We start from the raw sequence: 25,687 nt of genomic DNA, 5'->3' as shown, positions 1-25,687 counted from the left end.
GGCCCGTTGCATTTCACACGCGGCTGACCTGGGCCTTTATGAACTGTCACACGACAGTAGCCCCGAGCTTTGTCTCACCGACTACCTCATTTCCCAGTGGTCATCTTCCCGGCCACTGCCTGTCCACCTGTTCCGACCACCGAGACGGCAGGGGCGACGCAGTCGATTCGCCACAGTGACGAAGTCTGTCGTCAGGGCGAGGCGCCATCCCCGACCCCGCCATCCGCGCCGAAACCCGCACCCCCCGACGGGCACCCGTCTCCGCTGAGATCTGCGCGTCCTGTGCGAAGGCGCTGTCGACGTCGGTCCGTCGGCCAGGAACAGCGGTGCGGCCACTGTGATCGGCGTGAAGTCGACGAGCCCTCCGGCGAGTGCGGCGATGACGCTTCTGACGGACACGACATTCCGCCCGGGTGTGCGGATCAGTGGTGGAAGAGCAGGGCCGACGTGTCTCCGCCGAACGGCTGCTGCAGCGCCGCGGCGTTCAGCGCCGACTGTCCCGGCGTCGCCACGTAGGAGGGGGTGATCGCGCCCTGGGTCGCGGACGAGGAGTCCTGAGCCAATGCGGAGGGAGCGAACCCGATTGCAGCTGCCGCTGCGGCAACGACCACCGGGGCCATGTAGCGAATCTTCACAATCTATTCCTCTCTAGTGCCGAGTCTCGTGGGCCGATCTCGGCGTAACCTGTTGACACCTTTGAGATTGCCCCTCGCAGGACGTCGTTTCATTGCTGCCACCGGCCAAGATCGGGGAGGGCTGGCGCCCACATCGCACTACCGGGTAGCACGTAGTGCGCCGCGGAATGCCGGCGGCGAAGTCCTTCCGCCTCATGTAACTGCCTTTGGCGTTCACTGCCGCGGCCACCGATCCTCCGCCCACGCTGGGCAGCTTCTCGATGGCTGGGTATAACTCGAGGTACTCCTGTCCCTTCATTCCGACGCCCCCGTCATCAATGGGCATGATCGATATGCGGGAGCCTTTGAGGCCATCGAGGTAGGCAAGTTCCCAGGGCATCCATTCAGACGACGATGAGGACGCAGATGTCTTGAATACCAACGATTTACATTGCTTCATTCGTTTGCGCAACAGATCTGCAGTTGCTGCGGAGATCCTTGATCGATCTAGTTCCTTGCCGTCAACCAGGCGGCTCGGCGTCGGTGACGCGCGGCGCGTATCGACACTCCGACACCATTTCTCGTCGCAACAACGCGTGCTCAGCACATCGGCAGCCGCATTCACGGTGCAGTTACGCGGTGCCGTTGCCCTTCATGCGGATGTGAGCACCGCCGGCGAGAGCCGTGTGGGGTTGGCCCTCTGCCCACTCTCAATTTATGGCAGATAGGGGGCCTTGCCGCAAGCCCCCCGATATGCCGCACAATCCTCGGACCGCGAAACAACGATGGAAGGGATGTTGTGAACAGCACGCCAAAACCCTTTGAAGTCCACGAATCAGGCGCCTATCTTCACGGCACCAAAGCAGACCTGGCGGTGGGCGATCGGCTGGTACCGGGGCATCGGTCGAATTACGACCAAGCGCGGGTCATGAACCACGTCTACGTCACCCAAACGCTGGACGCGGCGGTATGGGGTGCCGAACTGGCGGCGGGCGAAGGCCGCTGCAGGATATACATCGTGGAACCGGAAGGGGAGTTGGAGGATGACCCGAACGTCACGGACAAGAAGCTCCCCGGAAACCCGACGCGTTCCTACCGCACGCGGCAGCCCGTGAAGATTATTGGGAGCTGACCGACTGGGTGGGGCATACGCCCGAACAGCTTCAAGCGATGCGTGATGGCCTGGCCGACCTTCGGCGGCGTGGACTCGATGTCATCTACGACTGATGGTGGCACCGGCTGTTTGGGGGGTGGCGGAGGCATGACGCGGACGCGTGGACGCAGCTGGCGCGGTTGTGCGCACGGCGCCGCCGGCCGTGCCGCCCGAGGGTGTTCGGGGGCCGCGCCAGGCAACCGGCGCAACGCCGGAACTCGGTTGTTGGAAGCCGCCGATCTGCTGTTCGAGCAGCTCGGCCAGCCGTAGTGGAGTGCGGTCCTCAAACATAGGACCGATGAGCTGCACCCCTACCGGCAATCCCTCGGCGGATCGGCCCGCAGGTATGGCGGTAGCGGGCAGGCCGGGCATCGTTGCCAGACCAGCCCACACGAGTTGGTCGATGAACGCGTAGTCGACGCCGTCGATGTCGATCCGGCATCCCAACAGATCTGGGTTGGGGTCGTGCGGGAACGCGGGAGTCGGCGTGATCGGACACACCACGGCATCGAACTCGCCGAACAGCTGCCGCCAGCCATGCCGATGGATCTCGCGACGGTGGGTCACCTCGATCCAGTCGCGATGGCTCAAGACCATTCCGCGCAGCCGCGCCGCGTTCAAACTGTCGTCCTCCGCGCTCAAAAGCGCAACGCGGGTGCGCAAGATGTCGTATCCGTCAATGGGGAAGCGCGCCACCGAACCGGAGAACAGCAGGAGCGTGAACAGCGAGGCGGCTTCGGCCAGATCGGGTAACAGCGAGCTGTGCCGTTCAACCCAGGCACCACTGGAGACGAGTGCGTCGGCCACCCGATTGACACCGGCACGCACCGCGTTTCCGGTTGCAATACACGGATGCTCCTCGAGGACCAGTACTCGGAAGTCCCCGAGTACCTCGTGGCGCGGGGGTGGCAGCGACACCGTGTGTGCCACACCGTGTGTCAGTGGGTCGGGTCCGGCCATCACGTCGAGCAGGAGTGTGAGGTCACCGGGAGCGCGCGCCATCGGACCGACGACGGCGAGGTCGGAGTCGGCCGGTAGTGCCGGCGCTCGGGGCGGGGTCATACCGCGCATGGCCGCCAGTCCGAGTGTCGGTTTGTGTCCGTAGACACCGCAGAAGTGCGCGGGCGTGCGCAGTGAGCCGGCGAGGTCGGATCCGATGGACAGCGCACCGAACCCGGACGCCAGCGCGGCCGCCGACCCGCCCGACGATCCGCCCGCCGTCCGACCGTGGTCCCACGGATTGTTGGTCACGCCGTGCAGCTCGTTGCGAGTCTGCAAACCTTGCAGCCCCATCGGCACGTTCGTCTTGCCCAGCACCACCGCGCCGGCGGCCTTGAGCCGCGACACTTGGACAGCGTCTTCGGACGGCACGAACCCACGGTTCTCCGGCCGGCCCCAGGTCGTGGGTAGCCCGGCCACGCTGTAGGACTCCTTGACCGTCACCGGAATGCCCAGCAACGCACGATCTTCACCACGCGCACGGGCTTGGTCGGCGAGCCGGGCAGCGTGCCGCGCCCGATCGAAGTCCCGCACGCAGATCGCGTTGATCGCTCGGTCGTGCCGCTCAATTTCCGCGATCGCGGCCTCGGTCAATTCCACCGAGGACACCTCACCAGCGCGCAACGCGACCGTTAGCTGTGCGGCCGACAGAAAATTCCATCCCATGAATCGGACGCTAACGACCCATCTCGGCAGCCATAAAATCCCGCTTCCCGCAACAGAAAGTCCGCCGAGATGGATGGTCAGACCCGGGGAGCTCGTATTCCGCCACACACGCTCACTTGGCGGCATCGGCATTCTGCAAGGTCTAGCGTGGACGCAATGGGTTTGTTCAGCCATGAGGAGTTCCGGGGCCCGGACGAGGGCGTTGGTGGCGGCGCTGGTGGTGGGTCCGTTGAGAGGGCTCGCGGTAGGGAAGTTGACGAATTCGGGTCGGAGCATCCCGTGGTCGTTGGTCCGGGGTTACCGCCCGAGGATGGTTCGTGCGGTCAGTTCGCCGTACAGTTTCACGTGTCGACGTCCATGCTGATCGGGTTGAAACGTATTGCGGATATGCGCGGGGTCAGCGTGCCAGAGGTGTGCCGTCAGGTCATCGGTGTGTTTGTTGCCCAGCAGGAGGGCGAATTGGGTGCGCTGCTCACCGCTGAGGCCGAGGTCGCGGACTACCGGCCGAGTTTGGGTGAGGCATAGGCGCACCCTGCCGGGTGGATTGCTCGGAGAGGCGCGCTTGACGGCGCACGGCGCGCGATCTCAACGCCTTGACAACGATCCTCTCGGATCTAAAGAGATGAGATTGATCAGTTCCTGTCTCGCAGCGAGTTGCATTGGGGTCGGGTGCGGCGAAGTTGGTAGACCGAAACAACTACTGGATCAAGCACTCGGCGAGGACTGACCTCTTCCGGGTTTCATCGCCCGGGTTTGGCGTGGGGGTGCGACAGCGCCACAAGCCCTCGACGCGCCCGAGGGCCCTTTTCCAACCTCCTTCGTCACTGCGGCCACCGTCGGCCGAAGGCGTTGCGCCACAAGAAACGCCACGACAGGCATGAGCCCGAGCAGCGCGCCCACCAATAACCGCGAAAGCCCTGCGCGGTCGAGCACCACGCTGCCCAGCAACGAGCCTGCGCTGATGCCAACTTGGAACGCCAGGACAAACAGCGCCGACGCCATTACCTCGGCGCGCGGGCTACTACGCAGCGCCGCACTCTGCATCGTCGGCGCCACGCAGGCCTGCGCTGCGCCCCAGAGGATCACGCCGAGGAAGAACACCATCGTCGGCGGAGCCAGGGCGAGCACGCCGAATGCCACCGCCAGTCCGGTCACCGTCAGCCCCAATGCGCGGTGGGGATTGCGGTCGATCTGCGTTCCGATCCCGGCAACAGCAACCAAGCCCGCCGCGCCGAACGCAAGCTGCAATCCGCCAAGTGACCAGGAGTGAAAGCCATACGGCTGCGCTATGACTGCGAAGAATGTGAACGGTGCATAGCTGGCAGTGACCACCACAACCGTGAGAACACAGACCCTGGTGACGGGCAGCAGCCAAGAAGCGTCTTGGGGTGCCTGATCCGTCGTTTCTTCGCTCGGTTGCACGTCGGACCAGACCGCCCACAACAGCACGGCAAGCAGCATTGCCGACACCGCCGTTGCGCCCGCCGCAGCGCGCCACCCAATCCACGACGCGAGCCCCGTCATCAGCGGTGCACCCCCTACCAACGCGGCCGAGCCTCCGAGAAAGACCTGGGCGGTCGCCCGTCCCTGCCGGTTCTTGGGCACCAGCGACACCGCGACGATCGGCACGGTCGACCACAGCAGTCCGTGGGGTATCGCGGCGATCGCCCTGGCCGCCAACGCAGAGGGAAGGTTCGGCGCAATCGCGAGTGCTGCCTGCGACACCGCGAGCACAACAAGGGCTCCGACGAGCACGACGCGACGGTCGAGGCGCCGTGTCAGCGTGACAGTTGGCAGGATCGCAACCCCCGCGACCAGGGCGTACGCGGTAAGCATCCGACCGGCATTGGATTCGGTGGTATGCAGATCCCGCGTCATATCGGTGAGTACGCCGATCGGGAACATCTCGGCCGTGAGGTACACGAATAGTGCTGCCGACAACACTGTTGTCTGCAACAGGGCGGGCGCCTTCACAGATCGCGTGCGCGGAGGAACTCGCCGATGTCGTCGATCCACGCCGCTGCCTCGTCGGGGGTGAAGATGTGCCCGGCGTCCGGATACTCAATCACCGTCGCGCCCGGTATCGCCGCAGCCAACTGGCGAGTCGACTCGGGAAGCACGATGCGGTCCTGCCCACCGACGAAAACGACTGTCGGCAAGGCAAGTTCGCGGCACACGTCAAGCGTGTCGACCGATGCCGCCAATCGCGCCTGGTTCACCCCGCCGTTGGGATAGTTGTCCTGCGTCATCGTGACAGCCGCGTCGGCGGCTGCCCGGTCAAGACTCCCGAGCACCGCCGGGGACGACAGGCTCACCAGGTAACCGGCGAGTGCCTGACGATCACCGCTCGCCGCCAACGCGGTCCACGTGTCGACCACCAGTCGCAATTGCTGATCGACGCGCGCGAACCCGACGGTAAGGAGCAGTCCGCTCACCCGGTTCGGATGGCGCGCGGCGGCCGACACAGCAACCGCTGTCCCCAACGACAAGCCCAGAATCGGGAACGTCTCGAACCCGGCGTCGACCGCCGCCCCGACCAACGAGTCAGCGAGGACACCGAGATCCAGCAACCCTGCGCCTTCGGGCGTGGCACCCGATCCGGGGTAATTCATGCCGACAAGCGTGCGGGTGCCGGACATCGCTTCGATCACTTGTCCGAAGTTGGCGTTGACACTCCCCCCGGCCCCGTGGGCGAGCACGAGTGGCGAGCCTGTTCCGGTCCGGATGATGTCGGGATCTGCGACGAGGTGGGGGCCTGGCATAACCTGGACGCTAAACCTTCACACCCGCGTGAAGGTCAAGCGCTTGGGGCGGCGGTCACACCAGGAGGGTCATGCGAATCGGCGAACTCGCGCAACGTTGCAACGTGTCCACCAGGTCGTTGCGCTATTACGAGGAGCAGCAGCTGCTGCAATCACGCCGCCACACGAACGGATACCGCGACTACCCCGAATCGGCCGTCGAGTCCGTGCAGCGCATTCGCGCCCTCCTCGACGCGGGGTTCAGCTCCGACACTATCCGGAAAGTGCTGCCCTGCCTCAACGGTGACGATGTGGATATGTGCCCGCAACTGGCCGCCACGATCCGCGAAACGCTGCGTGGCATCGAGGACCAGCTGCGCGACCTCGACGCCAAACGAAGCAAGATTTCCGCGCTGCTTTCAGGCCAGGGTCTATCGTCGCATCGGTCCGATTCTGGCCTCGCCACCACCCGGCCGTCCGCGTAATGGGCCTGAAGGCCGGTCACGCACGACAGACGTACTATTCGTGATTGAACCGTTCCCAAGCGGACTGTCGCGTGACACCCATCGCCGCAGCGATTCGCGACCACGCAACTCCCCGCTGCCGAAGCTCGTCCACACGAGCACGCAGGTCTGCCTCGACGTTGGCCGTGGTCGCTGCTACGCGCGGGATCTCGTCGAGCAATTCGTCCTCTGAGTAGTCCGCACGGTCCCGTAACGGGAGCGTCTCCCGATCGGGCCGATCCTCGATAATTGCAACACATTTGGTCACGCACTCGTCGCAGATATACACGCCGTGACCACTGATCAGCGTCTTGACACGACGCGATTCCAGCCCACAGAACGAGCAGTACATCGCCGCCGACACGGCATTACCCATGCGTCCCCCCACTCTGCACCGCACTACGTCAGGGGTGGCCTGACACCATCTGTCAGGTTACCCCTGACGCTCACGGTCATCAAGGCCTGGCGCGAAACAGCACCATTATTGAGAGCTTTCTCGGTTTCGTTGAAATAGCAGGTAGCCACGGCGGCTGGCGTATTCAACGGCAGGAGAAGGCAAGCACTCCATGTTGGCGATCAGCATGAGGCCAGCGGCAGTCGCTTCGTTCGCGATCTCATCGGCATCGAGGAAGTACCCGCCGAGTTCGACCGACAGAGAACCCGCCGGGGCCGGGTCTCCAATCAAGACAATGAAGCCCGCCTAGGGACCCTTTCTCATCGACGTTGGCGTCGTGCTGTATCGACAGGCGGCCGGCTTCCGCGCGTCAGGCGCAAAGCCCCTAGAAGGAGCCCTGAGGACGCGTAGGCGGTTTCGCACGGTCCGGCTGTATCCGGCCCGAAGGCCGCCGCTCCTCGATGCATGGCTGTGAACGCTTCAGTGAGAGCCATCGGCGGGCTGGTCCCGGGCAGGGGGCTGTTGCCGTATCCACGCAGAACGAGAGCTATAGCCCGGTAGCCCTTCTCGGCGAAGTAATCCAGAAGGTGCTCGTCCCAACACCAGGCGCCATGCCACGCGTCGTGGATGAAAACCACTGGCACCGTGTGTACTTCGGTGCCTTACCCTTGTCGATCACGTCCACGGTCACACGGCTGACTTGGCCGACCTGCCGCCAATTACGCGATCGGGCGCGCCTCATCGGGTGACGTCTTCTCCGTAGAGCCAGTCGAATCGCTCGGCGAGAAGCTGGGGACGTAGTGTGGCCGCCAGTTGCAACGGCCGGTAGTACAGGCTGTTGCCATGGTGGAATCGACCTGCGTTGTTACGGCTCTCGGCTTGGACCTTGCTGGTCCGGGGCAACCGCTGCCGGGTGTAGTCGTGAGAGCCTCGCGCGGATGCGCGTGCCGGCCGAGTTGGTCGGCGAGTACCCAGGCGTCTTCGATGGCCATGGCGGCGCCTTGGGCTTGGAACGGCAGCATCGGGTGGCAGGCGCGTCACCTTCACCCCCGAGCCGCTGATGTGACGGTGGACGTCACGATTCCGGGATGACGTCACGCCGGAAGCGGCGCGCGCCAAGGGCGTAACAGCCGATCGCCACCAGTTGCATGGTCGGCACGAGGATCAGCAGGGCGCGGCCCAGTGATTGCGTGCCCAAAGCACCAGCCAGCGAATCGCTGACCACGCCGGTCAGGAAAGGTCCGACCGCACCCAGCGTTGCGTTGAAGAACAAGAACACGGCCGATGCTGTCGCGCGATGTTCGGGAAGGACCAAGCGCTGTATCGCCGCGATGGATGGCGCCAGATAAGCGATGCCGATGACATAGGACAGTGCCAGAAGGAAAACGCACCACACGCGGTTCTCGACAACGAATGCCAGCACCGACGCCGGCAACAGTGCCGCGATCAGAATCACGACGATCCAGAGCAACCAGCGCGGATCGCGGGCTGCCAACCTGTCGGCGATCCGGCCGACGATGAACAACCCCAGAACTCCGAGAAGTCCTGTGAGAAGGCCATACTCGATACCGACTTCGCCCAGCGACATCCCCCGGGTACGCATCAGAAAAGCGGGCGCAAAGGTCGTCAGCGAGTAGCCCGCCGCAGACACCAGTGCGGTCCCAGCCACCATCGCGAGAAAGCTGCGCTTGCGCAGAAGATGCCACCAGTGCAGCGATGCGTCGCCGCTCTGCGGTGGCGGAGTCGGCAAGCTCTGGCGGACCCCGACAACCCACAGCACCACCGGGGCCAGAAGTACGCTGATGGCGCCCATGGTCACGAAAGCGCCCCGCCAGCCCATGCTTTCGGCGAGTAGCCCGCCACCGAGCAGGCTGGCGGCGCTGGCCAGCGGGATCGCCATCGTGGTAACTGCCAGCGGCGCCGATCGCTCGTCCGGGGCGAAGTTGCGCGCCACATAGGCGTGCGCTGCCGGTGTGCTGCCCGCCTCGCCGATGGCCACCCCGACACGCGTCAGCGCGAGCTGCAGGCCGGACTGGACCGCACCGCCGAGCATGGTCATCGAACCCCATAGCGTCAGACAGCCGGCGATCACCACACCGAAGGCGCCGCGGTCGGCGACACGTGCGATCAGGATGCCCACCACGGCGTAGACGACGAGGAACCCGAACCCGTTGATGACACCGATGGCCGTGTCGGACAGCGCGAGGTCCTGCTTGATCGGCTCGGCCAGGACGCCAGGCAGGAATCTATCGACATAGTTGAGGGTGCCTACGAGGGCGAGCACCACGACCGCGGTCCAGGCGCGCGCCGGTGGATGTCCTGCCTCGGTGGGCGGCGCAGTGTCCTGTGGTGTCGACATCGTTCTCCTCGGCAATAGCTACCGAGCAGCTTGGCAGACGCCCGACAGCGGCCCATCGGTGGTCCCGCTCAGCTCCATCGCCGGCTCCCCCGACACCTCCTGCGTCACCGGAGCGACCATCGACGCCTCGGGAGGACGCATGTGACCATTGCTGCCGGCATGTCCCCCAGCAACCTCAACCGCCGACACGACAACGCACACACCGACTGCCCCCGCGACCGGAGCGTCTTCACCGTACGTGCCTCGCAGCGACCCGGCCGCCTCCCTGCAACGTCATCATGTCGCGCGTCGGCCCCATGATGGAGCAAGGCTCACCGCCGCTACCGACACCACAGACACCCTGCGCTTCATCGCGGGCGCAGAGGCACACCAATTCCTCGCCCTGCGAGACCAGGTCGAAGATGCAGCCTTTCTCTCTCACATGCGCGCGCTATTCGATCTCACCGTCGACGACGACGTAGTCGGCTAGAGCCACGCCCAACACGACGCCCTTTGCATCGAACTCGGCATCTTGTTCAACAATCCGGCGCAGTTGTGCATCTTCGTTGCTTCTCGAGCTCCGCCTGTGGCTTCTCAGGTTTGGTGTCCACCTGGGTTTCACTGAGCTTTGCCGATTGCGGCGTTCTCATCTGATGTCCACAGCCGAGATTCTCACTTTTATGTCCACCCTTTCGACGGCACACCCGTAGTCGTCGGGCGGTTCGATCCAGCCCTCGGTCGACTGTCGCCACATTCCGTCACGTGACGCGAAACCACGTAGTCGGCCACCCAGCTCGCCAGCGGGGGAGCTGCCCGCCAGAACCGCCCCGGAGTTTATGCACACCTTCTTCGAGGGAAGGCCGTTTGCGTCATGGGGGCGCCACGACCAAGTGGCGACGGCTGAAATCGCCTTGGCGTGGCCCATCCCGGAACACGGTGACGCGGCGACATCGCCTGGCGCGCTTGTCATTTGAACCCCCGCGCCAACCATTGGGGGTCGATCGCCACGAAGCTGAGGCACGTGTATCCCGCAACGGCACCGTGCAACACGAGATCCTCGAAGGACAACGAGCCGTCGCGTTCGCAACGGGCGATGCGCTTGAGATCAACGTTGACTGCCGCGTCGACGCCGGCCGCTTGGCGGCACCGGTCCGCTACGGGCTGGCGGCGACGCTTGAGGTTGCCCCGACCATCAGAGTCGACATCCACCACGAAGTACGGCAGCAATTGCAAATCCGACTGCGCACCAGGACGCGCTGACCTGTATAGCGGACGAATGTTTGAGACCGCTCCTCAGCAGCCACCAACGACACCCAATACCGACACATCGCCGAAGCTTAGTGCGAGCGGGTTCTACCGCAGGGTCAAGCGGCGATGGTCGACACTCAGAAGCTGACATCGCCCTCATCTACGTAGAAGGACAGTAGTTGATGACGAATGAATCTCGTTCGGGTTGAGATGTGATGTCATGCAACCGCTGTCACCGATGCGCTGTCATCCTAGTTCGGTGGCGCCGAGGACAGCGATGAAAACCGACAGTCGGTTGGCGGCTCGGCTAGCCGCGCTCGCCTCGCTGGGCGCCGCGGTTATCCACTTCGCCGTCGTACCCACCCACTGGCAGGAGTGGATGCCCGCCGGCGTGTTTTTCACATCGATCGCCCTGTTCCAACTGCTCTGGGCACGGTTGGTTCTCACACGAACCACGACTCCTGTGCTTGCTGCCGGCATCATGCTCAACCTTGGAGCCATTGCTCTGTGGGCCGTGTCCAGGACCGCGGGAGCCCCGTTCGGCCCCCACGCGGGCGAAGCGGAACTGATCCAAGCCGCGGACCTGTGCGCACTGTTGCTTCAAATCTACGTCGTGATGGGCGCCAGCTGGGTGTGGCACCGCGGCCTACAAGGAGAGCCAGTACCGGTGTTCGGCAGCGCAGTAGTGCTCGTGGGCGCAGTCGGCGTGGTGGCGCTGGCGTCCACGGTGGGTGTTGCTTCAGGTCTGCAGCACGGCCATCATGGGCCAGCGAGCGCAGACGGTGGTCACCACGAGGCGACCCCCGAGGATGCGCATAGCGATCACCACGGCGCTGACGTCGAGCCCGAGGAGCACGATGACCCTGGGACGACCGGCGAGCATGTCCATAGCCCTGACAGCAACCACGAACCGGCCGCCCCGGCGCCAGTGAACGAGCCTGTCGGCGAGTCGGCGGCACCACCCGAAGTTCCGACGCCGGCCGAAGCTCCAGCCTCACCCGATGTTCTAGCCCCAGCCGCGGTCCCGCTGCATGACGACCACAGCGATCACGATCACGGTGAGTAAACGGCCGGTCTCGGCGCTGGTGTGGCCCGGTAGGCAGGTGTCCTCGTCGTTGCCGGCGCCGATCGGTCCTTGAAAGTGCCGTGACCGAATAGGCCGCGCGTGCTACCGTGCCGCCTGCCGTGTCAGCGGTCCAGGACTGCGCGTGTGCTGGCTTCAGGGCTCAGGTCGAGGCGGCGCAACAGTTGCGCGTTGAGCGCCACGACGATCGTCGACAGTGACATCAGGATTGCGCCGACTGACATCGGCAGCACAAACCCGATCGGTGCGAGCACACCGGCAGCCAAGGGCACTGCGATGAGGTTGTAGCCCGCCCCCCACCAGAGGTTCTGCTTCATCTTTCGGTAGCTGGCACGCGACAGTTCGATCACCGACAACACCGAGCGCGGGTCCGAACTGGCCAGTATCACGCCGGCAGAGGCGATGGCCACGTCGGTGCCGGCGCCGATCGCGATGCCAACGTCGGCTTGCGCCAACGCGGGGGCATCGTTGACACCATCGCCCACCATGGCGACCTTCTTGCCCTCGTGTTGCAGCGCAGCAACTTTCGACGCCTTGTCTTCCGGGCGTACTCCGGCGAACACCCGATCTATGCCGAGTTCGTGACCTACCGCCTGCGCGACCGCTTCAGCGTCACCGGTAATCATGACCACCTCGACGCCGAGCTTGTGCAAGGCATCGACCGCTTCGCGGGACTCGGGGCGAATCTCGTCGGCCAGGCGGAGGCCGCCGAGCACGGTGCCGTCGCGGACGACGTGCAGGATGATCGCGCCCTCGTCGCGCCACGAGGTCGCCGCGTGAACTTCCTGTCCGCCGATCTCGTCGAGCAGGCGCGGGCCGCCCACCCGGATCTCGTGGCCCTCCACCGTCGCGGTCACACCCACCGCCGGGGAGGATGAGAAGCCGCTGGCACGCGGCACACTGAGTCCCCGCTCCTGGGCGGCTGTCACGATGGCCCGTGCCAGGGGGTGTTCACTGTCGGCCTCGGCGGCGGCGGCCAGTGCGAGCACGGTGTTGTCGTCGAGGTCGCCGCTGGCCTCGATCGCGGTCACGGTGGGTTCGCCCTTGGTCAGGGTGCCCGTTTTGTCGAAGAGCACGGCGTTAACGGTGCGCATGCCTTCGAGGGCGAGGCGATCCTTGATCAGCACGCCGCCCCGCGCGGCGCGCTCGGTCGCGATCGACACCACCAGCGGTATCGCCAATCCCAACGCATGCGGGCACGCGATGACGAGCACGGTGATCGCCCGGACAACGGAGGCGTCAGGGTCTCCGACAATCGACCACGCCACGGCGGTGATGGCGGCCGTCCCCAAGGCGAACCAGAACAGCCAGCCCGCCGCTCGGTCGGCGAGGCGCTGGGCTCGCGAGGATGAGTTCTGGGCTTCGGTGACCAGGCGCTGGATTCCTGCCAGGGCGGTGTCGTCGCCGGTGGCGGTGATTTCGACCCGCAACCCTGAATCGGTGGCCACGGTTCCGGCTGTCACCGCATCTCCGACGCTGCGGACGACCGGCCGCGATTCACCGGTCACCATCGACTCGTCCATGTCCGCGCGCCCGTCGACGATTCTGCCGTCAGCAGGGACGCTGCCACCGGGCCGCACGACCACCAGATCTCCCACCTGCAGGTCGGCGGGTGAGACGGTGATGATGCGCTCGGCGTCGACCTTCTCGGCTTCGTCGGGAAGCAGGGCGGCCAGGGAATCCAGTGCGGAGGTGGTCTGAGCCAGGGAGCGCATCTCGACCCAGTGACCGAGCAGCATGATGACGATCAGCAGCGCCAGTTCCCACCAGAACTCCAGTTCATGGTGGAGCAGACCCAGGCTCGCACCCCAGGAGGCGAAGAAGGCGACGGTGATCGCGAGCCCGATAAGCAGCATCATTCCCGGTGTGCGGGAACGGATTTCGCTGACGGCCCCGGTGAGGAAGGGGCGACCGCCGACGACGTACATGACCGTACCGAGCAGTGGCGCGATCCAGCGGCCGCCGGGGATGTCGGGCACTTCGTAGCCGAGCAGCATGGCGAACATGGTCGAGAACGCGATAACCGGGATGGCGATGATCAGGTTGATCCAGAACAGCTTCCTGAACTGAGCAACATGATCAGCGCCGTGGCCGGCATGGCCTCCGTGGTCAGCATGGCTGTCGTGGTGGACGCTGGTGTCGTGAACGCCATGCCCGCCGTGGTCGGCATGGTCGGTGTGCACGCCGGTGTGCGATGTCGCTCTGGCGTGCTCGTCGTGGTCAGTCATGTTGTGTCTCCTTGAAAAGTCTCACGTATTCGTTCGCGGGGCGGTGTGGCAGCGAGGTGGCGGCGCCGGTGCACCGCCGTTGCGGGGTCATGAGCGCACGAGTCGGGCGATCGCTTCGGATGCTTCGGTGAGTTTGGCGTCAGCGGCCGCTCCCCCGGCGGTAGCGGCGTCTCGAACGCAGTGTCGGAGGTGGTCGTCGAGCAGGGCCAGCGCGACGCTCTGCAGGGCTTTGGTCAACGCGTCAGCTTGAGTGAGAATGTCGATGCAGTAGCGTTCCTCCTCGATCATCCGGCTGATGCCGCGGGCTTGGCCCTCAATGCGTTTCAAGCGTTTGAGGTACTTGTCTTTATCGGTGATGTAGCCGTGGTTCACCGAACCCGATGCGGGGCAGTGGTCAGCGTCGTCGACGTGAGTCATGGCAGATCCTTCGTTCTGTGAGCGGGGCGCCGCTACCAGCGATGCGTCGTCGGGTCTAGGATTCGGTCACGCCGCGCTGGCGTACTTGTCGGGGTCACGGTCAAAACGTGGTCCACATCCCTTGCAGCAGAACCAATACCGCCGGCCGCGGTAGTCGCGGAACAGGCCCGCGGCTTCGGCGGCCACCTTGTCCACCGGCGTGCCGGGCATCACCGGGCATGTTGCCCGGTCCGTTGCGGGGTCGAGGAGGTTCGTGGCCGCAGGATTGATGACCGTCGTGTCGAGGTCTGGTGTTGAGCCGCTGCAGCAGCAGCTCGACGTCACGTTCTTGCTGTCGGACATGGGTTCTCCTAGTGCAGTAGGGCTTAATGGGTAGGGGCGAAGGAGGTGGAGGTGAAGCCGCGCAGCCGCAGGCTGTTGCCCACGACGAAGACGCTGGAGAATGCCATGGCCGCGCCGGCGAGCATCGGGTTGAGCATGCCCAGTGCCGCGACCGGTATGGCGGCGACGTTGTAGGCGAACGCCCAGAACAGGTTGCTCTTGATCGTCGATAGTGTTTTGCGGGACAGCCGGATCGCGTCGACGGCGCTGCGCAGGTCACCGCGCACCAAGGTGATGTCGGATGCTTCGATCGCGACATCGGTTCCGGTACCCATGGCCAAGCCGAGGTCGGCTTGGGCGAGGGCGGGCGCATCGTTGACGCCATCGCCGACCATCGCCACCGTTTTACCCTCGGCCTGCAGCCGGGCGATGACGTCGACTTTATCGTTGGGCATGACCTCCGCGATCACGGTGTCAATGCCGACCTCGGCGGCGATCTGCCGGGCGACGGCTTCGTTGTCCCCGGTGAGCAGCACCGGCGTCAGGCCAAGCTCACGCATCTGTGCGATTGCCTGCGCGCTAGTCGGTTTCACGGTATCCGCGACGACGAGGATGCCGCGAGCCTGACCGTCCCAGCAGACCGCGACCACTGTCTTGCCCTGCGCTTGCGCTTCTTCTTTCGCCTGCACCAACTCTGGGCTCAGGTGTTGGGACCAGTCGGCGAGCAGCGATTCCCTCCCCACGACGACGGCGTGGCCGTCGACAACGCCCTGCACACCCTTGCCTTCGACGTTGGCGAAATCCTCAGGGGTGGGTAGCGTCCCGAGCTCTTCGGCGGCGGCGGTGGCGATGGCTTGGGCGATCGGGTGCTCTGAGGCGTTCTCCACTGCCCCGGCCAACCGGAGCAGGTCCATACGTTCTGTTCCCCGGACGGTAACGACGTCGACCAGGGTCATCTTCCCGGTAGTGACGGTGCCGGTCTTGTCCAACACCACGGTGTCGACCTTGCGGGTGGACTCCAGCACCTCCGGGCCCTTGATCAACACGCCCATTTGCGCGCCGCGACCGGTGCCCACCAGCAGTGCCGTCGGCGTGGCCAAACCCAGCGCGCAGGGGCAAGCAATGACCAGAACCGCCACCGCGGCGGTAAAAGCCGCCGCGACTTCAAATCCCGCGCCCAGCCACGCGCCGAGCGTCATCACCGCGATCGCCAGGACGATCGGCACAAAGACACCGGAGATGCGATCGGCCAGCCGCTGGACCTGGGCTTTGCCCGTTTGGGCGTTCTCCACCAAGTGGGCCATCTGCGCCAACTGCGTGTCGGAACCGATGCGGGTTGCACGCACCACCAGCCGCCCGCCGGCGTTGACGGTCGCACCGACCACGGTGTCCCCTGGACCGACCTCCACGGGGACCGATTCGCCGGTCAGCATCGAGGCATCGACCGCTGATGTCCCCGATACCACCACCCCGTCAGTGGCGATCTTCTCCCCTGGGCGCACGACGAACTCGTCGCCCACTATCAGGTCCTCGACGGCGATCTTCGCTTCCGCGCCGTCGCGCAGCACGGACACCTCCTTGGCACCCATCTCCAGAAGCGCGCGCAGCGCCGCACCGGCCTGCCGTTTGGACCGCTTCTCGAAATAGCGCCCCGCAAGGATGAATGTCGTTACACCGGCAGCGACTTCGAGGTAGATGTTGGCGGCGCCGTGAGACGGTGCCAGTGTCAACTCGAACGGATGCTTCATTCCCGGGGTGCCGGCGGTCCCGAAGAACAGCGCGTACAGCGACCACAGGAAGGCCGACAACGTGCCCAGGGAGATGAGCGTGTCCATCGTCGCCGTGGCGTGGCGCAGATTGGCCCAGGCGGCGCGGTGAAACGGCCACGCCGCCCAAACGATCACCGGCGAAGCCAGCACCAGCGACGCCCACTGCCAGTAGGTGAACTGCAGCGCGGGGATCATCGCCATCGCGACGACCGGCACCGACAACAGCACCGAACCGGTCAACCGGTGGCGCAGGGCCACCATGTCGGGGTCATCGGTCTCGCCTGTCGCCCCAGTCGGGGCGGGCTTCGCCGGTGTGGGTAACACGGCGCTGTAGCCGGCGCTTTCCACCTCAGCGATCAATAGTGCGGGATCGTAGCCGTCAGGCACCGTGACGGTGGCCTTCTCGGTCGCATAGTTCACCGTTGCCGCGACACCATCGATCTTGTTGAGCTTGCGCTCGATGCGGTTGGCGCACGAGGCGCAGGTCATTCCCCCGATGCGTAATTCAACGCTCGGGCCGGGCACCGGTATCGATGTCGTCATGTGTGCCACTGCCTTTCAGCTTTGAAGGTCGGACGGAAGTCGTCAGTGCCCGCCGGCATGGCCGGCGTCGCCGGGCGATTCCGGTGAGGGCTGATTGGTGTCACCGCGTGCGGCGTCGACGACGAAGGTCGCGGTATGCACGGTGTCGTCGACCTTGAAGTCGAGGTAGAGCAGGTAGCGACCGGCGGTGGGTGCGGTCGCCGCGAACGACACCGCAGGCCCACCGGTGCGGTCCCCCACCGGCTCAGCGCCCTCAGGGTGCACGTGCAGATATGCCAGGTCACCTTCACGCAGAGCGACGAGGTGCCCGTATGCCCCCAGGTAGGGCCGCAATGTGGTCACCGGCTCGCCGTCACGGGAGACCTTCGCTGTGACCTGTGTCGAGACGCCCGCGGTGAGCGCACCGTCGAGTTCCACGGTGTATCCGGCAATTTCATCCACAGTGCGTGTGGTCACCGGCATCGACGGGGCGAATTCGCCGGCCACGTCGACCGTGCGGGTGAGCGTGAGTTTGGTACTTCCGGCCTGGGCAGGCTGGAAATCCGCGAACACCCGGTAGGTCCCGGCGGACTTCCACACCCAAGGCATCGACCATAGGCCGGTTGCCTGATCCAGAACCGGGTGTACGTGCGCGAAGTGCTGACCATCGGAGCGGACGACGATGAGATGCAGCTGCTTGTCGTGCACCGTCGCGTAGTCCAGCAGCGGCGTGCCGCTGGGACCAGCAATGGTGAAGCTCAACCGGCCACGGTCATTCGGTGCTCCGGGCGCCTGCACGGGGCTCAGCGCGTATCCGCCTTGGGCGAGCGACAACCCCGGCGGATCAGCGGACAAAGCAGATGCCGGCAAGGCTTGCTCGGTTGGGGCGCTGTGATCCGCCGCGGGCTCAGCGCCGGGGTTCTGTGTAGCGGTTGGCGCGGTGTCGGGGACAACCGCTGCGGCAGTGACGTACGCCGCCGTGAACGCCACCACCAGTGCGGCACCAAAAGCGGCCAACCGTCCCGCAGCGTTCATGCGACACGCACCGCCGAATAACCGGCCTCGTCGACCGCACGCAGGATCTGCGCGTCATCGACAGAACCGCTGTAGGTCACGATCAGAGTGCCCGTCGCGGCGCTGACCTCGACGTCCTGAACACCGGCAACCTCGCCGACTTCCTCGCGCACCGACACCTCGCAATGCCCGCAGGTCATTCCTGTGACGGCGAACGTGATCGTGCTCATGACCGAACTCCCATCGTCAAACTCCTGTTATACCCCTACCGGGTATGCGTACGCCAATGTATACCCCCAGAGGGTATGTTGCAAGGACGGGCTTCTTTCCTGATGCCGCCGCGACGTAAGTCGAGGTATCCCCGACGAAGGGAGACATAGATGGTGATGCACACGCTGCACGTCGGCGATGACGGCTGGCCCCTCATGGGCGAGGTCGTCGGCCGCGGCGAGCTGATCATCATGCTGCACGGCGGTGGGCCCGATCACCACAGCATGCGGCCACTTGCCGACCGACTTGCCGGCCGGTATCGCGTTGCGCTGCCGGACATTCGAGGGTACGGAGCATCGCGATGCCCCGACCCGACGCTGCACCGATGGAATCAGTACGTCACCGACACCATCGCGATCATGCACGCGCTCGACGCCACGTCCACGCACCTCGTCGGCGCCGGCCTCGGCGGCACGATCGCCTTGCGGACATGCCTCCAACACCCCCAGATCGCCCGGTCGGCTGTCGTCATCAGTGCTGAAGCCATCGAGGACGACCAGGACAAGACTAAAGACACAAAGCTGATGGACCGCTTCGCCGAGCGCGCCCGCTCCCGCGGCCTACAGGCCGCCTGGGAGCTGTTTGTTCCTCATCTTCAGCCACTCATCGCCAACCTCGTCACCGAGGCCATTCCGCGCGCTGACGCCCAAAGCGCCGCTGCCGCAGCGGCAATCGGTCATGACCGCGCCTTCGCCGCAGTCGAGGAACTCCGACGCATCGACACTCCGACGCTCATCATCGCCGGCGATGACCCACGTCACCCCACTCAACTCGCACGCACCCTCGCCGACACCCTTCCGCACGGAGTGCTCGCCGAATCCACAATGTCGGACCGGTTGGTCGCCGCTGACGACCTGGCGCACGCCTTCGGCCCGGAAATCGAACAGTTCCTCGCCACCACGTTGGACCCGGATGCTTAGCGCCATCGAAACAGTGCCGCCGCTCCCGCCGTCAGCTGCAGCAAGATTTCCCCTCATTGGCCTTGATGGGACTTCGCCTGCCGGTGATCTGGCTAAACGTACACAGGGCGATGCACTTGGCAATCGACCTCATTGTTGAACTTTCGATGAGCCGCCGGAATTTCTCTTGTGCCGTCACGAGCGAAAGGCCTTCCCAGTCGACAACGTACCCGCCGCGGATACCACCGCAAAGTACCCCTCGGGGGTATCCATGCACAATGGGCGCGCCCTATCGGATAATGCTCGCCGACCGCTGTTGATAAGCGCCGGAGTACGAGTCTCATGCCGTCTGCAGCCGTGGCCCCCGCACTCACCGGCGCAGCGCTCGACCCGGCGGCCGTCGTCCTCTGTGAGGTTCACGACAACGACAGCCGACTCCACCACTATCAGCTGGGATCGCTAGACGGACGCACCTCCGAATTTCGCGGTTGCGCAAACCCGAGGAGTCGGCTCTTAGCGGCGCCTTTATCGAATCTTCATCGAAGGACTAAGAAAGGCAAACGACGCGTCAGCATACTGGCAGGCATACCCGTGAACGGTGCACCGTCGCCCGCGACCGGCCCTCGCGACGCACCAGGCCGTGCCCCGCCCATTAGCCGATGACGACAACCCGATACGGAGAGCCCCACTCATGCCGCAGACAGGCTGCCCGCCAGCGTTTCGAGCGACGACGCACTGGCTGCGCACGTTCGTCCTCGCGGTGGCGGTGCTGCTGATCGCGACCGCCTGCACCTCATCCCCGGCGGCGGCACCCACGCCCGACGTCATCACCGACAAGGGCACGCCCTACGCAGACTTGCTCGTGCCGAAACTCGAAGCGTCCGTCACTGATGGCGCCATCGGGGTCGCCGTCGATGCCCCCATCACCGTTACCGCCGGCGACGGAGTTCTCGGCCACGTGTCGCTGACCAACGAGGCGGGCGAACTTGTCGACGGGCAGCCGGGCGCCGACGGCGTTACCTGGTCCTCGGCGGAACCGCGGGGTTACAACACGCAGTACACCCTGCAGGCGCACGCACAAGGACTTGGCGGAACGACAAGCACCAGCGCAACATTCGAAACCCATTCCCCCGAAAACCTGACGATGCCCTACGTGTTGCCCAATGACGGGGAAACGGTGGGCGTGGGTCAACCCATTGCGGTTCGTTTTGACGAGAACATCACGAACCGAGTGGCGGCGCAGCAGGCGATCACCGTGACCACGAACCCACCCGTGGAGGGCGCCTTCTACTGGCTCAGCAATCGTGAAGTCCGCTGGCGCCCCGCCGAGTACTGGGAGCCCGGCACGGAGGTTGAGGTGTCAGTCAAGGCTTACGGTGTCGACTTCGGTGACGGGCTCTTCGGCCAGGATGATGTCACCACGCGCTTCACCATCGGCGACCAGATCATCGCCACCGCCGATGACGCCACCAAGACGATGACCGTGCGGCGCAACGGCGCAGTCGTCAAAACCATGCCCATCTCCATGGGCAAAGCCACAACGCCCACCGACAACGGCGCCTACATCATCGGCGACCGCTACTCATTCCTGGTGATGGATTCGTCCACCTACGGAGTGCCCGTCAACTCACCCGATGGGTACCGCACCGAAGTTGAATGGGCCACGCAAATGTCCTACAGCGGCATCTACGTGCACTCGGCCCCCTGGTCGGTGGGTAGCCAAGGCGTAGCCAATGTCAGCCACGGATGTCTCAACGTCAATCCTGCCAATGCCCGCTGGTTCTACGACAACACCCGACGCGGCGACATCGTGGAAGTGATCAACACGACCGGCCCCACCCTGTCAGGAACCGACGGTCTCGGCGACTGGAACGTCCCCTGGGGGCAATGGAAGGCCGGAAACGCCAACCTCTGAGCATGGAAAAATGCTCGATACGGCGACATTGCTTCACTGCGCGGAGACACTGACAACCGTTGCTCTGCAGTCTATTTGAGGTTCTTCTGGGATGCCGTTGTCGTACCGGCGGTCGTCGGCGCAGCGGGAGCCCGTCGGCTCCCCGATGACCGAAGGCGGTGCGCTTCCGCCGACGAGGGCTTCACATGACCGCTCTAGGCAGAACGGCTTACCCCGACGACCGCCCATCGTGCCCCCCTCTCCGTGAAGCTCGCACAAGGTGCGCTCATCCAGGCCGCTATTCACGCGCGCCTTCCCAACCGCGAAACGCCTTCAGCTCAGTAGTGCCGCATTCAAATCGCGAACTGCCGCAGCGAATTTCACCATTGTAATTATGTGGCTGCTGTTACTGGTGGGGCTTTTGTGAGTTACGCTATTCTACGTAGATGCTACGTATTTTGGTGCTGCGCCGTGCGTATGCGATTCAGCCCCGCTAGTGCTGCGCGATAACGTACCCGCGGCGCACCGAGGAGAAGACATGGGATTACACGTCCGGAGCAGGGGTGCGGCAGCTGCCCGTGCGGGCCGCTGCGACCTCGCGATTCGTGTAGCGGGACGCGTTCGCCGGCTCCCCGGTGTGATCGCGATCGTCGTCGTGCTTCTTCTCGCGTGCGCACCGGTCGCGTCGGCCCAACCTGCCGCCGGCCCGTGGGACCCACTGCTGCCGAAGGTACCGAGCGCAGGCGCACCCGGTGATCCGGTTGCCATCGCGAACGCATCCCTGCAGGCAACGGCCATGGCGACGCAGACAGCCATGAGCATGGGTCGCAGCTTTCTCAGCAGCCTGGGAATCGTCAGTTCCGCCGCGGATCCGTCGACGAGTGTGCGCGGAAATCGGGTCAATGGTGCGCAAGCGATCGAGTACGTGATTCGCAGGGCGGGAACGCAAATTGGCGTTCCCTACTCCTGGGGTGGGGGAAGCCTCACCGGTCCCAGCCGCGGCGTCGACCAGGGAGCAGGCACCGTGGGCTTTGACTGTTCTGGTCTGACACGGTTCGCGTTTGCCGGCGTCGGAGTGCTGCTCCCGCGATGGTCCGGCGACCAATACAACGCCGGCCGCAAAGTGCCACCCGCCCAGGCGAAGCGAGGCGATTTGCTGTTCTGGGGGCCGGGCGGCAGTCAACACGAAGCTATCTATTTGGGCGGCGGCCAGATGCTCGAGGCGCAGCAGACGGGCGTCCCGATAAAGATCTCCCCGGTGCGCATGTCAGGGATGACGCCGTACGTCGTGCGCATCATCGAAAGCTGACCACTCGCCAAAACCGGTCACCGGTTGAATCGCTACGACGCACCCGGCACGCGCTGCCCCTCGTCGGCGGTGAGACAGTAGCCGGTCCCGCGCACCGTACGGAGGTACCGCGGTGATGCCGGATCGTCACCCAGCTTGCGCCGAAGATGACCCACATGCACCCCCAGAGTGTTCCGGCCGCCGGCAGACGCATCCCCCCACAGGCGCAGCTGCAACTGGTGACAGGTCACCGGTTCACCGGGACTTTCCGCCAGCGTGCAGAGAACCTCAAACTCTGTGCGGGTGAGTGGCAGCGCCTCGCCGCGGAGGAACACCCGACGCCCGGCCAGATCGATAAGGAGATCGCCGATTTCACGGCGATGCGTCTCGTTGCTGCGGCCGCCGCCACGTCCTTCGCCGTGGACATGGCACCGCCTCAGCGCCAACCGAATTCGCCCGTTCAGCGCCTCGATGTCGTCCACCGAGACGGCCTCGGAGGTAAGGGGCAGCGGGGTGACGTCGCCGTCGCTGAGAGCAACCACGCCGACCTGAGTTTCCTGACGGATGCGGTCAAGCATGGCCGTACCCAGGCCCTGAGTGCCGAGGCACACGACCACGACATCGGGATCACACTCGCGCAGTGCTGTGAGTGCAGCACCGGGCGAGTAGGCCACCTCCACGGCGAAATCGCCGGCGAGTAGGTGTCGCGCCACGGTGGTCGCATAGATGCGTCGAGGCTCCACCAGTAGCACACGGATGCGGCCGGCGGCCGCCGCTGGCGGTATGGAATCAGCGAGGGAACGGGGCGACTCGATCGTCGTAGCACTCTCCTCGCCGCTCAAAGAAACCAACGCGCCCACATTCGTTGCTGCGCCGCTCACGAGACAGCCTACCGCCATCTATGTAGTTACTACGTAGATGGCGCGCCGACTGGAAGGTTCACCGTCGGTTCGGTTCAGGTACGGCCTGCGGCGCTGACCCCAGCCGTCCTCGCAGATCCAGGCGGTACAGCGCCACCGCCGACAGTAATCCGATGACTGTCAACAGCACCCACAGAAGTTCCGGCCGCCCCGCCTCTCGGGTGAGTTGCATCAACGAGCCTGTTGCCAGGTTGCCGACGAGGATGCCGACGCCGACGATCGTGTTGTAGAAGCCGTAATGTGTTCCGACGAGCCGGTTGTCGGCCAGGGATACGACGGTATCCATTTCGAACGGGAACACCGCAGCCGAGCCGACCGCCAGCACGGCCGCCGCGATGAGCAGCGCTGTGGCTGCAGCAACGTGGCCGGCGCGCTGATCATCAGGCAACACGATCAGCGGCAGAAACGACACCGCCAGAATCAGCATGCCGATGGCCAGTGAGCGGCCCGAACCCCAACGCCGCGCAAACCACCGTGTGATGCGCATCTGCCCGATCACCGCCACCACCCCGGAGACAACGAAGATCATTGCGGTGACCACGGAATCGCTTTGGGCAAACAGGTATCGCGCCTGCAGCGGCATCGCCAGGTACACCTGGAACGACAGCACATAGGACCCGATCATCGCCGCGGCGAACAACAGGAACGAGCGATTGGCCGTGACTGCCCGCCAGTCCTGAAGCACCGATGTCTTCTCCTGTGCTGGAGTCACGGCACGTTGCGGCAGTGCGAACAGCTGCGCCACGGTCAGCCCCGCGAAGACCAGCGCCGCGGCCGCAGCAGTCATCTTGAAGTCAACGAACATCAACGCCAGGCCCACCAACGGCCCCGCGAGGATGCCCGCTTGATAGAACAAGTTGAACAGGGCGAACGCTTCCACCCGCCGAGGGCCCGCGTCGGCGGCCAAGTACGCACGCACAGCTGGGTTGAACAGTGCTCCGGCGAAACCCGTTGCCGCCGAGGCGACCAACACTGCCGGTAGCGAGTCGGCCACCACCAGAAGCCCGAATCCTGCAGTGCGCAGCACGCATCCGCTCACGATGAGGGGTTTGAAGCCCAGGCGATCGGCCAGCGTGCCACCAATGATGAACATGCCCTGCTGGGAGAAGTTGCGGACCCCGAGCACGAGCCCGATGGCCCATGCCGCCAAACCAAGGGGCCCAGCCAGATAGCCAGCCAGATAGGGCATGAGCATGTAGAACCCGAGGTTTATCCCGAACTGGTTGATCATCAGCATGCGACTTGGCCAGCCGAAGCTGCGGAACCCGGACAGCAGTGTCATCGCGGCACCACCTGCGTGGGGTCAACGACCACGGGGCACCGCGTCCAGGTCGTGACCGCGTGCGCCAGCGGGTCGTCAATGGTGGCCGGTTCATCGGACGGAACCTTGTCCAACAGGCCATGCGTGCGGCAATAGTCGTCGTTATAGACGGTGTCAAAATAGCGCTGCGGGCCGTCGGGGAAAATGGCGGCGACCGTGGTGCCGGGGTCGCTCTTGCGCGCAGCCCACCCGGCCACCAACGCGACCGCGCCGACACTCCACCCGCCACTGGCATAGTGGGTGGCCGCCAGGGTTCGGCAGGCCCATACCGCATCCGCCGGCGCGACCCAGTGCACTTCATTGAAAGCGCCGTAATCGACGTTGCCCGGGAAGATGCTGGAGCCCAGGCCACGCATGAGTCGAGTGGTGGCGCGCTGCCCAAAGATGGTCGAGCCCACCGTGTCGACGCCGATCAGCTGCAGGCCGGGACTGAATTCCCGCAAGACCCGCGCCACGCCTGCCGAGTGTCCCCCGGTGCCGACCGAACACACCAATACATCCACAGATCCCAGCTGCTCATTCAATTCGACCGCCAGCCCGCGGTAGGCCTCCACGTTGTCCGGATTGTTGTACTGGTCGGGATGCCACGCGTGCGGATCGGTGGCCAGAATCTCCTTAACGCGTTGCGTGCGGGCCTGCTGCCAGCCGCCGCGCACGTGGGGCTCGGTCACCAGTTCGATGTGCGCGCCGAACGCGGCGAGCATGTGTTGGATGATCGGTTCCATGCCGGGGTCAGTGACCAACGTGACGGGATGACCGTACACAGTGCCCGCGAGAGCGAGCCCCAATCCTAAAGTACCACTGGTCGATTCGACGATACGGGCGCCCGGGGCGAGCACCCCTCGGCTGCGCGCGCGCTCGACCATATGCAGCGCGGGCCGGTCCTTCATTCCGCCCGGGTTGAAGCCTTCAAGTTTGGCCCAAAAGCCCTGCCCTGCGGTGGTGAACGGCGCGCCGATCCTCAGGACGGGCGTCTGCCCGACCATCGTGGCCGGCCGCTCAAAGCGGCCCAGCCGTAGGTGCTCGAACTGGTCTGTGTCGTGGGCATGGTTGATCGAAACGGCGTGATTCATGTCGGGGATAT

General features: G+C 65.0%; 23 protein-coding genes and 1 pseudogene. 7 read left to right on the top strand and 17 right to left on the bottom strand.

Annotation, left to right across the window (positions count from 1 at the left end; translation table 11 throughout):
• Positions 1-422 precede the first annotated feature (422 nt).
• The gene (locus BN977_RS14520) at positions 423-635 is read right to left on the bottom strand and encodes a hypothetical protein (RefSeq protein ID WP_024452419.1); all 213 of its coding nucleotides are present in this window, start codon (positions 633-635) and stop codon (positions 423-425) included.
• A gap of 778 nt (positions 636-1,413) precedes the next feature.
• On the opposite strand from BN977_RS14520, the pseudogene arr reads away from it, so the two are divergent.
• Positions 1,414-1,841: pseudogene (gene arr, locus BN977_RS14515) on the top strand (NAD(+)--rifampin ADP-ribosyltransferase).
• Here arr and BN977_RS14510 read toward each other — a convergent pair.
• Positions 1,828-3,432: an amidase gene (locus BN977_RS14510; RefSeq protein WP_084172507.1), complete on the bottom strand. Its 1,605-nt coding sequence runs from the start codon at positions 3,430-3,432 to the stop codon at positions 1,828-1,830. The pseudogene arr and the gene BN977_RS14510 sit on opposite strands and share 14 nt — an antisense overlap.
• A gap of 156 nt (positions 3,433-3,588) precedes the next feature.
• On the opposite strand from BN977_RS14510, the gene BN977_RS14505 reads away from it, so the two are divergent.
• Positions 3,589-3,957 carry a hypothetical protein gene (locus BN977_RS14505; RefSeq protein ID WP_036399152.1) on the top strand — a complete coding sequence of 123 codons (369 nt, stop codon included), beginning with the start codon at positions 3,589-3,591 and terminating at the stop codon, positions 3,955-3,957.
• 180 nt (positions 3,958-4,137) lie between these two features.
• Here BN977_RS14505 and BN977_RS14500 read toward each other — a convergent pair whose 3' ends face one another.
• The gene (locus BN977_RS14500) at positions 4,138-5,406 is read right to left on the bottom strand and encodes an MFS transporter (protein WP_036397998.1); all 1,269 of its coding nucleotides are present in this window, start codon (positions 5,404-5,406) and stop codon (positions 4,138-4,140) included.
• Positions 5,403-6,194 (bottom strand): alpha/beta fold hydrolase, encoded by a 792-nt coding sequence (locus BN977_RS14495; protein ID WP_051561377.1) that lies wholly within the window; start codon positions 6,192-6,194, stop codon positions 5,403-5,405. The genes BN977_RS14500 and BN977_RS14495 overlap by 4 nt, the downstream gene beginning before the upstream one ends.
• A 71-nt stretch (positions 6,195-6,265) precedes the next feature.
• Here BN977_RS14495 and BN977_RS14490 point away from each other — a divergent pair, with 71 nt between their 5' ends.
• Positions 6,266-6,658 carry a MerR family transcriptional regulator gene (locus tag BN977_RS14490; protein ID WP_051561375.1) on the top strand — a complete coding sequence of 131 codons (393 nt, stop codon included), beginning with the start codon at positions 6,266-6,268 and terminating at the stop codon, positions 6,656-6,658.
• A 34-nt stretch (positions 6,659-6,692) separates the two neighbouring features.
• Here BN977_RS14490 and BN977_RS14485 read toward each other — a convergent pair whose 3' ends face one another.
• From BN977_RS14485 to BN977_RS33095, 4 genes are all read right to left on the bottom strand, one after another.
• Positions 6,693-7,052, bottom strand: a complete 360-nt coding sequence (locus BN977_RS14485) for a ClpX C4-type zinc finger protein (protein WP_024452426.1) — start codon at positions 7,050-7,052, stop codon at positions 6,693-6,695.
• A gap of 338 nt (positions 7,053-7,390) precedes the next feature.
• On the bottom strand, positions 7,391-7,708 hold the full coding sequence (locus tag BN977_RS33630; protein WP_338100704.1) for an alpha/beta fold hydrolase: 318 nt from the start codon (positions 7,706-7,708) through the stop codon (positions 7,391-7,393).
• Between the two features lie 437 nt (positions 7,709-8,145).
• Positions 8,146-9,429 (bottom strand): spinster family MFS transporter, encoded by a 1,284-nt coding sequence (locus BN977_RS14480; RefSeq protein WP_036397997.1) that lies wholly within the window; start codon positions 9,427-9,429, stop codon positions 8,146-8,148.
• Between the two features lie 945 nt (positions 9,430-10,374).
• The gene (locus BN977_RS33095) at positions 10,375-10,641 is read right to left on the bottom strand and encodes a hypothetical protein (RefSeq protein WP_036397995.1); all 267 of its coding nucleotides are present in this window, start codon (positions 10,639-10,641) and stop codon (positions 10,375-10,377) included.
• 292 nt (positions 10,642-10,933) lie between these two features.
• On the opposite strand from BN977_RS33095, the gene BN977_RS14465 reads away from it, so the two are divergent.
• The gene (locus tag BN977_RS14465) at positions 10,934-11,722 is read left to right on the top strand and encodes a hypothetical protein (RefSeq protein ID WP_234709557.1); all 789 of its coding nucleotides are present in this window, start codon (positions 10,934-10,936) and stop codon (positions 11,720-11,722) included.
• A 122-nt stretch (positions 11,723-11,844) separates the two neighbouring features.
• Here BN977_RS14465 and BN977_RS14460 read toward each other — a convergent pair whose 3' ends face one another.
• From BN977_RS14460 to BN977_RS14435, 6 genes are all read right to left on the bottom strand, one after another.
• Positions 11,845-13,968 carry a heavy metal translocating P-type ATPase gene (locus BN977_RS14460; RefSeq protein ID WP_036397993.1) on the bottom strand — a complete coding sequence of 708 codons (2,124 nt, stop codon included), beginning with the start codon at positions 13,966-13,968 and terminating at the stop codon, positions 11,845-11,847.
• An 87-nt stretch (positions 13,969-14,055) separates the two neighbouring features.
• A complete protein-coding gene (locus BN977_RS14455; RefSeq protein ID WP_036397992.1) occupies positions 14,056-14,385 on the bottom strand; it encodes a metal-sensitive transcriptional regulator in 330 nt (109 codons plus the stop codon).
• 66 nt (positions 14,386-14,451) lie between these two features.
• Complete coding sequence (locus BN977_RS14450; RefSeq protein ID WP_036397991.1) at positions 14,452-14,727, bottom strand: YHS domain-containing protein; 276 nt, start codon at positions 14,725-14,727, stop codon at positions 14,452-14,454.
• 23 nt (positions 14,728-14,750) lie between these two features.
• Positions 14,751-17,018: a heavy metal translocating P-type ATPase gene (locus BN977_RS14445; protein ID WP_036397990.1), complete on the bottom strand. Its 2,268-nt coding sequence runs from the start codon at positions 17,016-17,018 to the stop codon at positions 14,751-14,753.
• Positions 17,019-17,060: 42 nt separating this feature from the next.
• Positions 17,061-18,032: a DUF8832 domain-containing protein gene (locus tag BN977_RS14440; RefSeq protein ID WP_036397989.1), complete on the bottom strand. Its 972-nt coding sequence runs from the start codon at positions 18,030-18,032 to the stop codon at positions 17,061-17,063.
• On the bottom strand, positions 18,029-18,241 hold the full coding sequence (locus tag BN977_RS14435) for a heavy-metal-associated domain-containing protein (RefSeq protein ID WP_036397988.1): 213 nt from the start codon (positions 18,239-18,241) through the stop codon (positions 18,029-18,031). The genes BN977_RS14440 and BN977_RS14435 overlap by 4 nt, the downstream gene beginning before the upstream one ends.
• A gap of 150 nt (positions 18,242-18,391) precedes the next feature.
• On the opposite strand from BN977_RS14435, the gene BN977_RS14430 reads away from it, so the two are divergent.
• From BN977_RS14430 to ripB, 3 genes are all read left to right on the top strand, one after another.
• Positions 18,392-19,201 carry an alpha/beta fold hydrolase gene (locus tag BN977_RS14430; RefSeq protein ID WP_036397987.1) on the top strand — a complete coding sequence of 270 codons (810 nt, stop codon included), beginning with the start codon at positions 18,392-18,394 and terminating at the stop codon, positions 19,199-19,201.
• A 670-nt stretch (positions 19,202-19,871) separates the two neighbouring features.
• Entirely contained in the window at positions 19,872-21,095 is a 1,224-nt protein-coding gene (locus tag BN977_RS14425; RefSeq protein ID WP_036397986.1) for a L,D-transpeptidase, read from the top strand.
• Between the two features lie 517 nt (positions 21,096-21,612).
• Positions 21,613-22,383, top strand: a complete 771-nt coding sequence (gene ripB / locus BN977_RS14420; RefSeq protein WP_036397985.1) for an NlpC/P60 family peptidoglycan endopeptidase RipB — start codon at positions 21,613-21,615, stop codon at positions 22,381-22,383.
• A 32-nt stretch (positions 22,384-22,415) separates the two neighbouring features.
• Here the strand turns inward: ripB and BN977_RS31920 are convergent, their stop codons facing one another.
• Genes BN977_RS31920 through BN977_RS14405 form a run of 3 tightly spaced genes read right to left on the bottom strand, consistent with a single transcriptional unit; the run spans position 22,416 to position 25,676 of the window.
• Positions 22,416-23,243, bottom strand: coding sequence for a winged helix-turn-helix transcriptional regulator (locus BN977_RS31920; protein WP_234709556.1), 828 nt, complete (start codon positions 23,241-23,243; stop codon positions 22,416-22,418).
• Between the two features lie 58 nt (positions 23,244-23,301).
• A complete protein-coding gene (locus tag BN977_RS14410; protein ID WP_036397983.1) occupies positions 23,302-24,564 on the bottom strand; it encodes an MFS transporter in 1,263 nt (420 codons plus the stop codon).
• On the bottom strand, positions 24,561-25,676 hold the full coding sequence (locus tag BN977_RS14405) for a PLP-dependent cysteine synthase family protein (protein WP_036399146.1): 1,116 nt from the start codon (positions 25,674-25,676) through the stop codon (positions 24,561-24,563). Before BN977_RS14405 ends, BN977_RS14410 begins: the two co-directional genes overlap by 4 nt.
• Between the last annotated feature and the right edge of the window lie 11 nt (positions 25,677-25,687).

The sequence above is a fragment of the Mycolicibacterium cosmeticum genome, assembly GCF_000613185.1.
GTDB classification, from domain to species: domain Bacteria; phylum Actinomycetota; class Actinomycetes; order Mycobacteriales; family Mycobacteriaceae; genus Mycobacterium; species Mycobacterium cosmeticum.
This window is presented reverse-complemented; position numbering and strand designations above follow the sequence as displayed.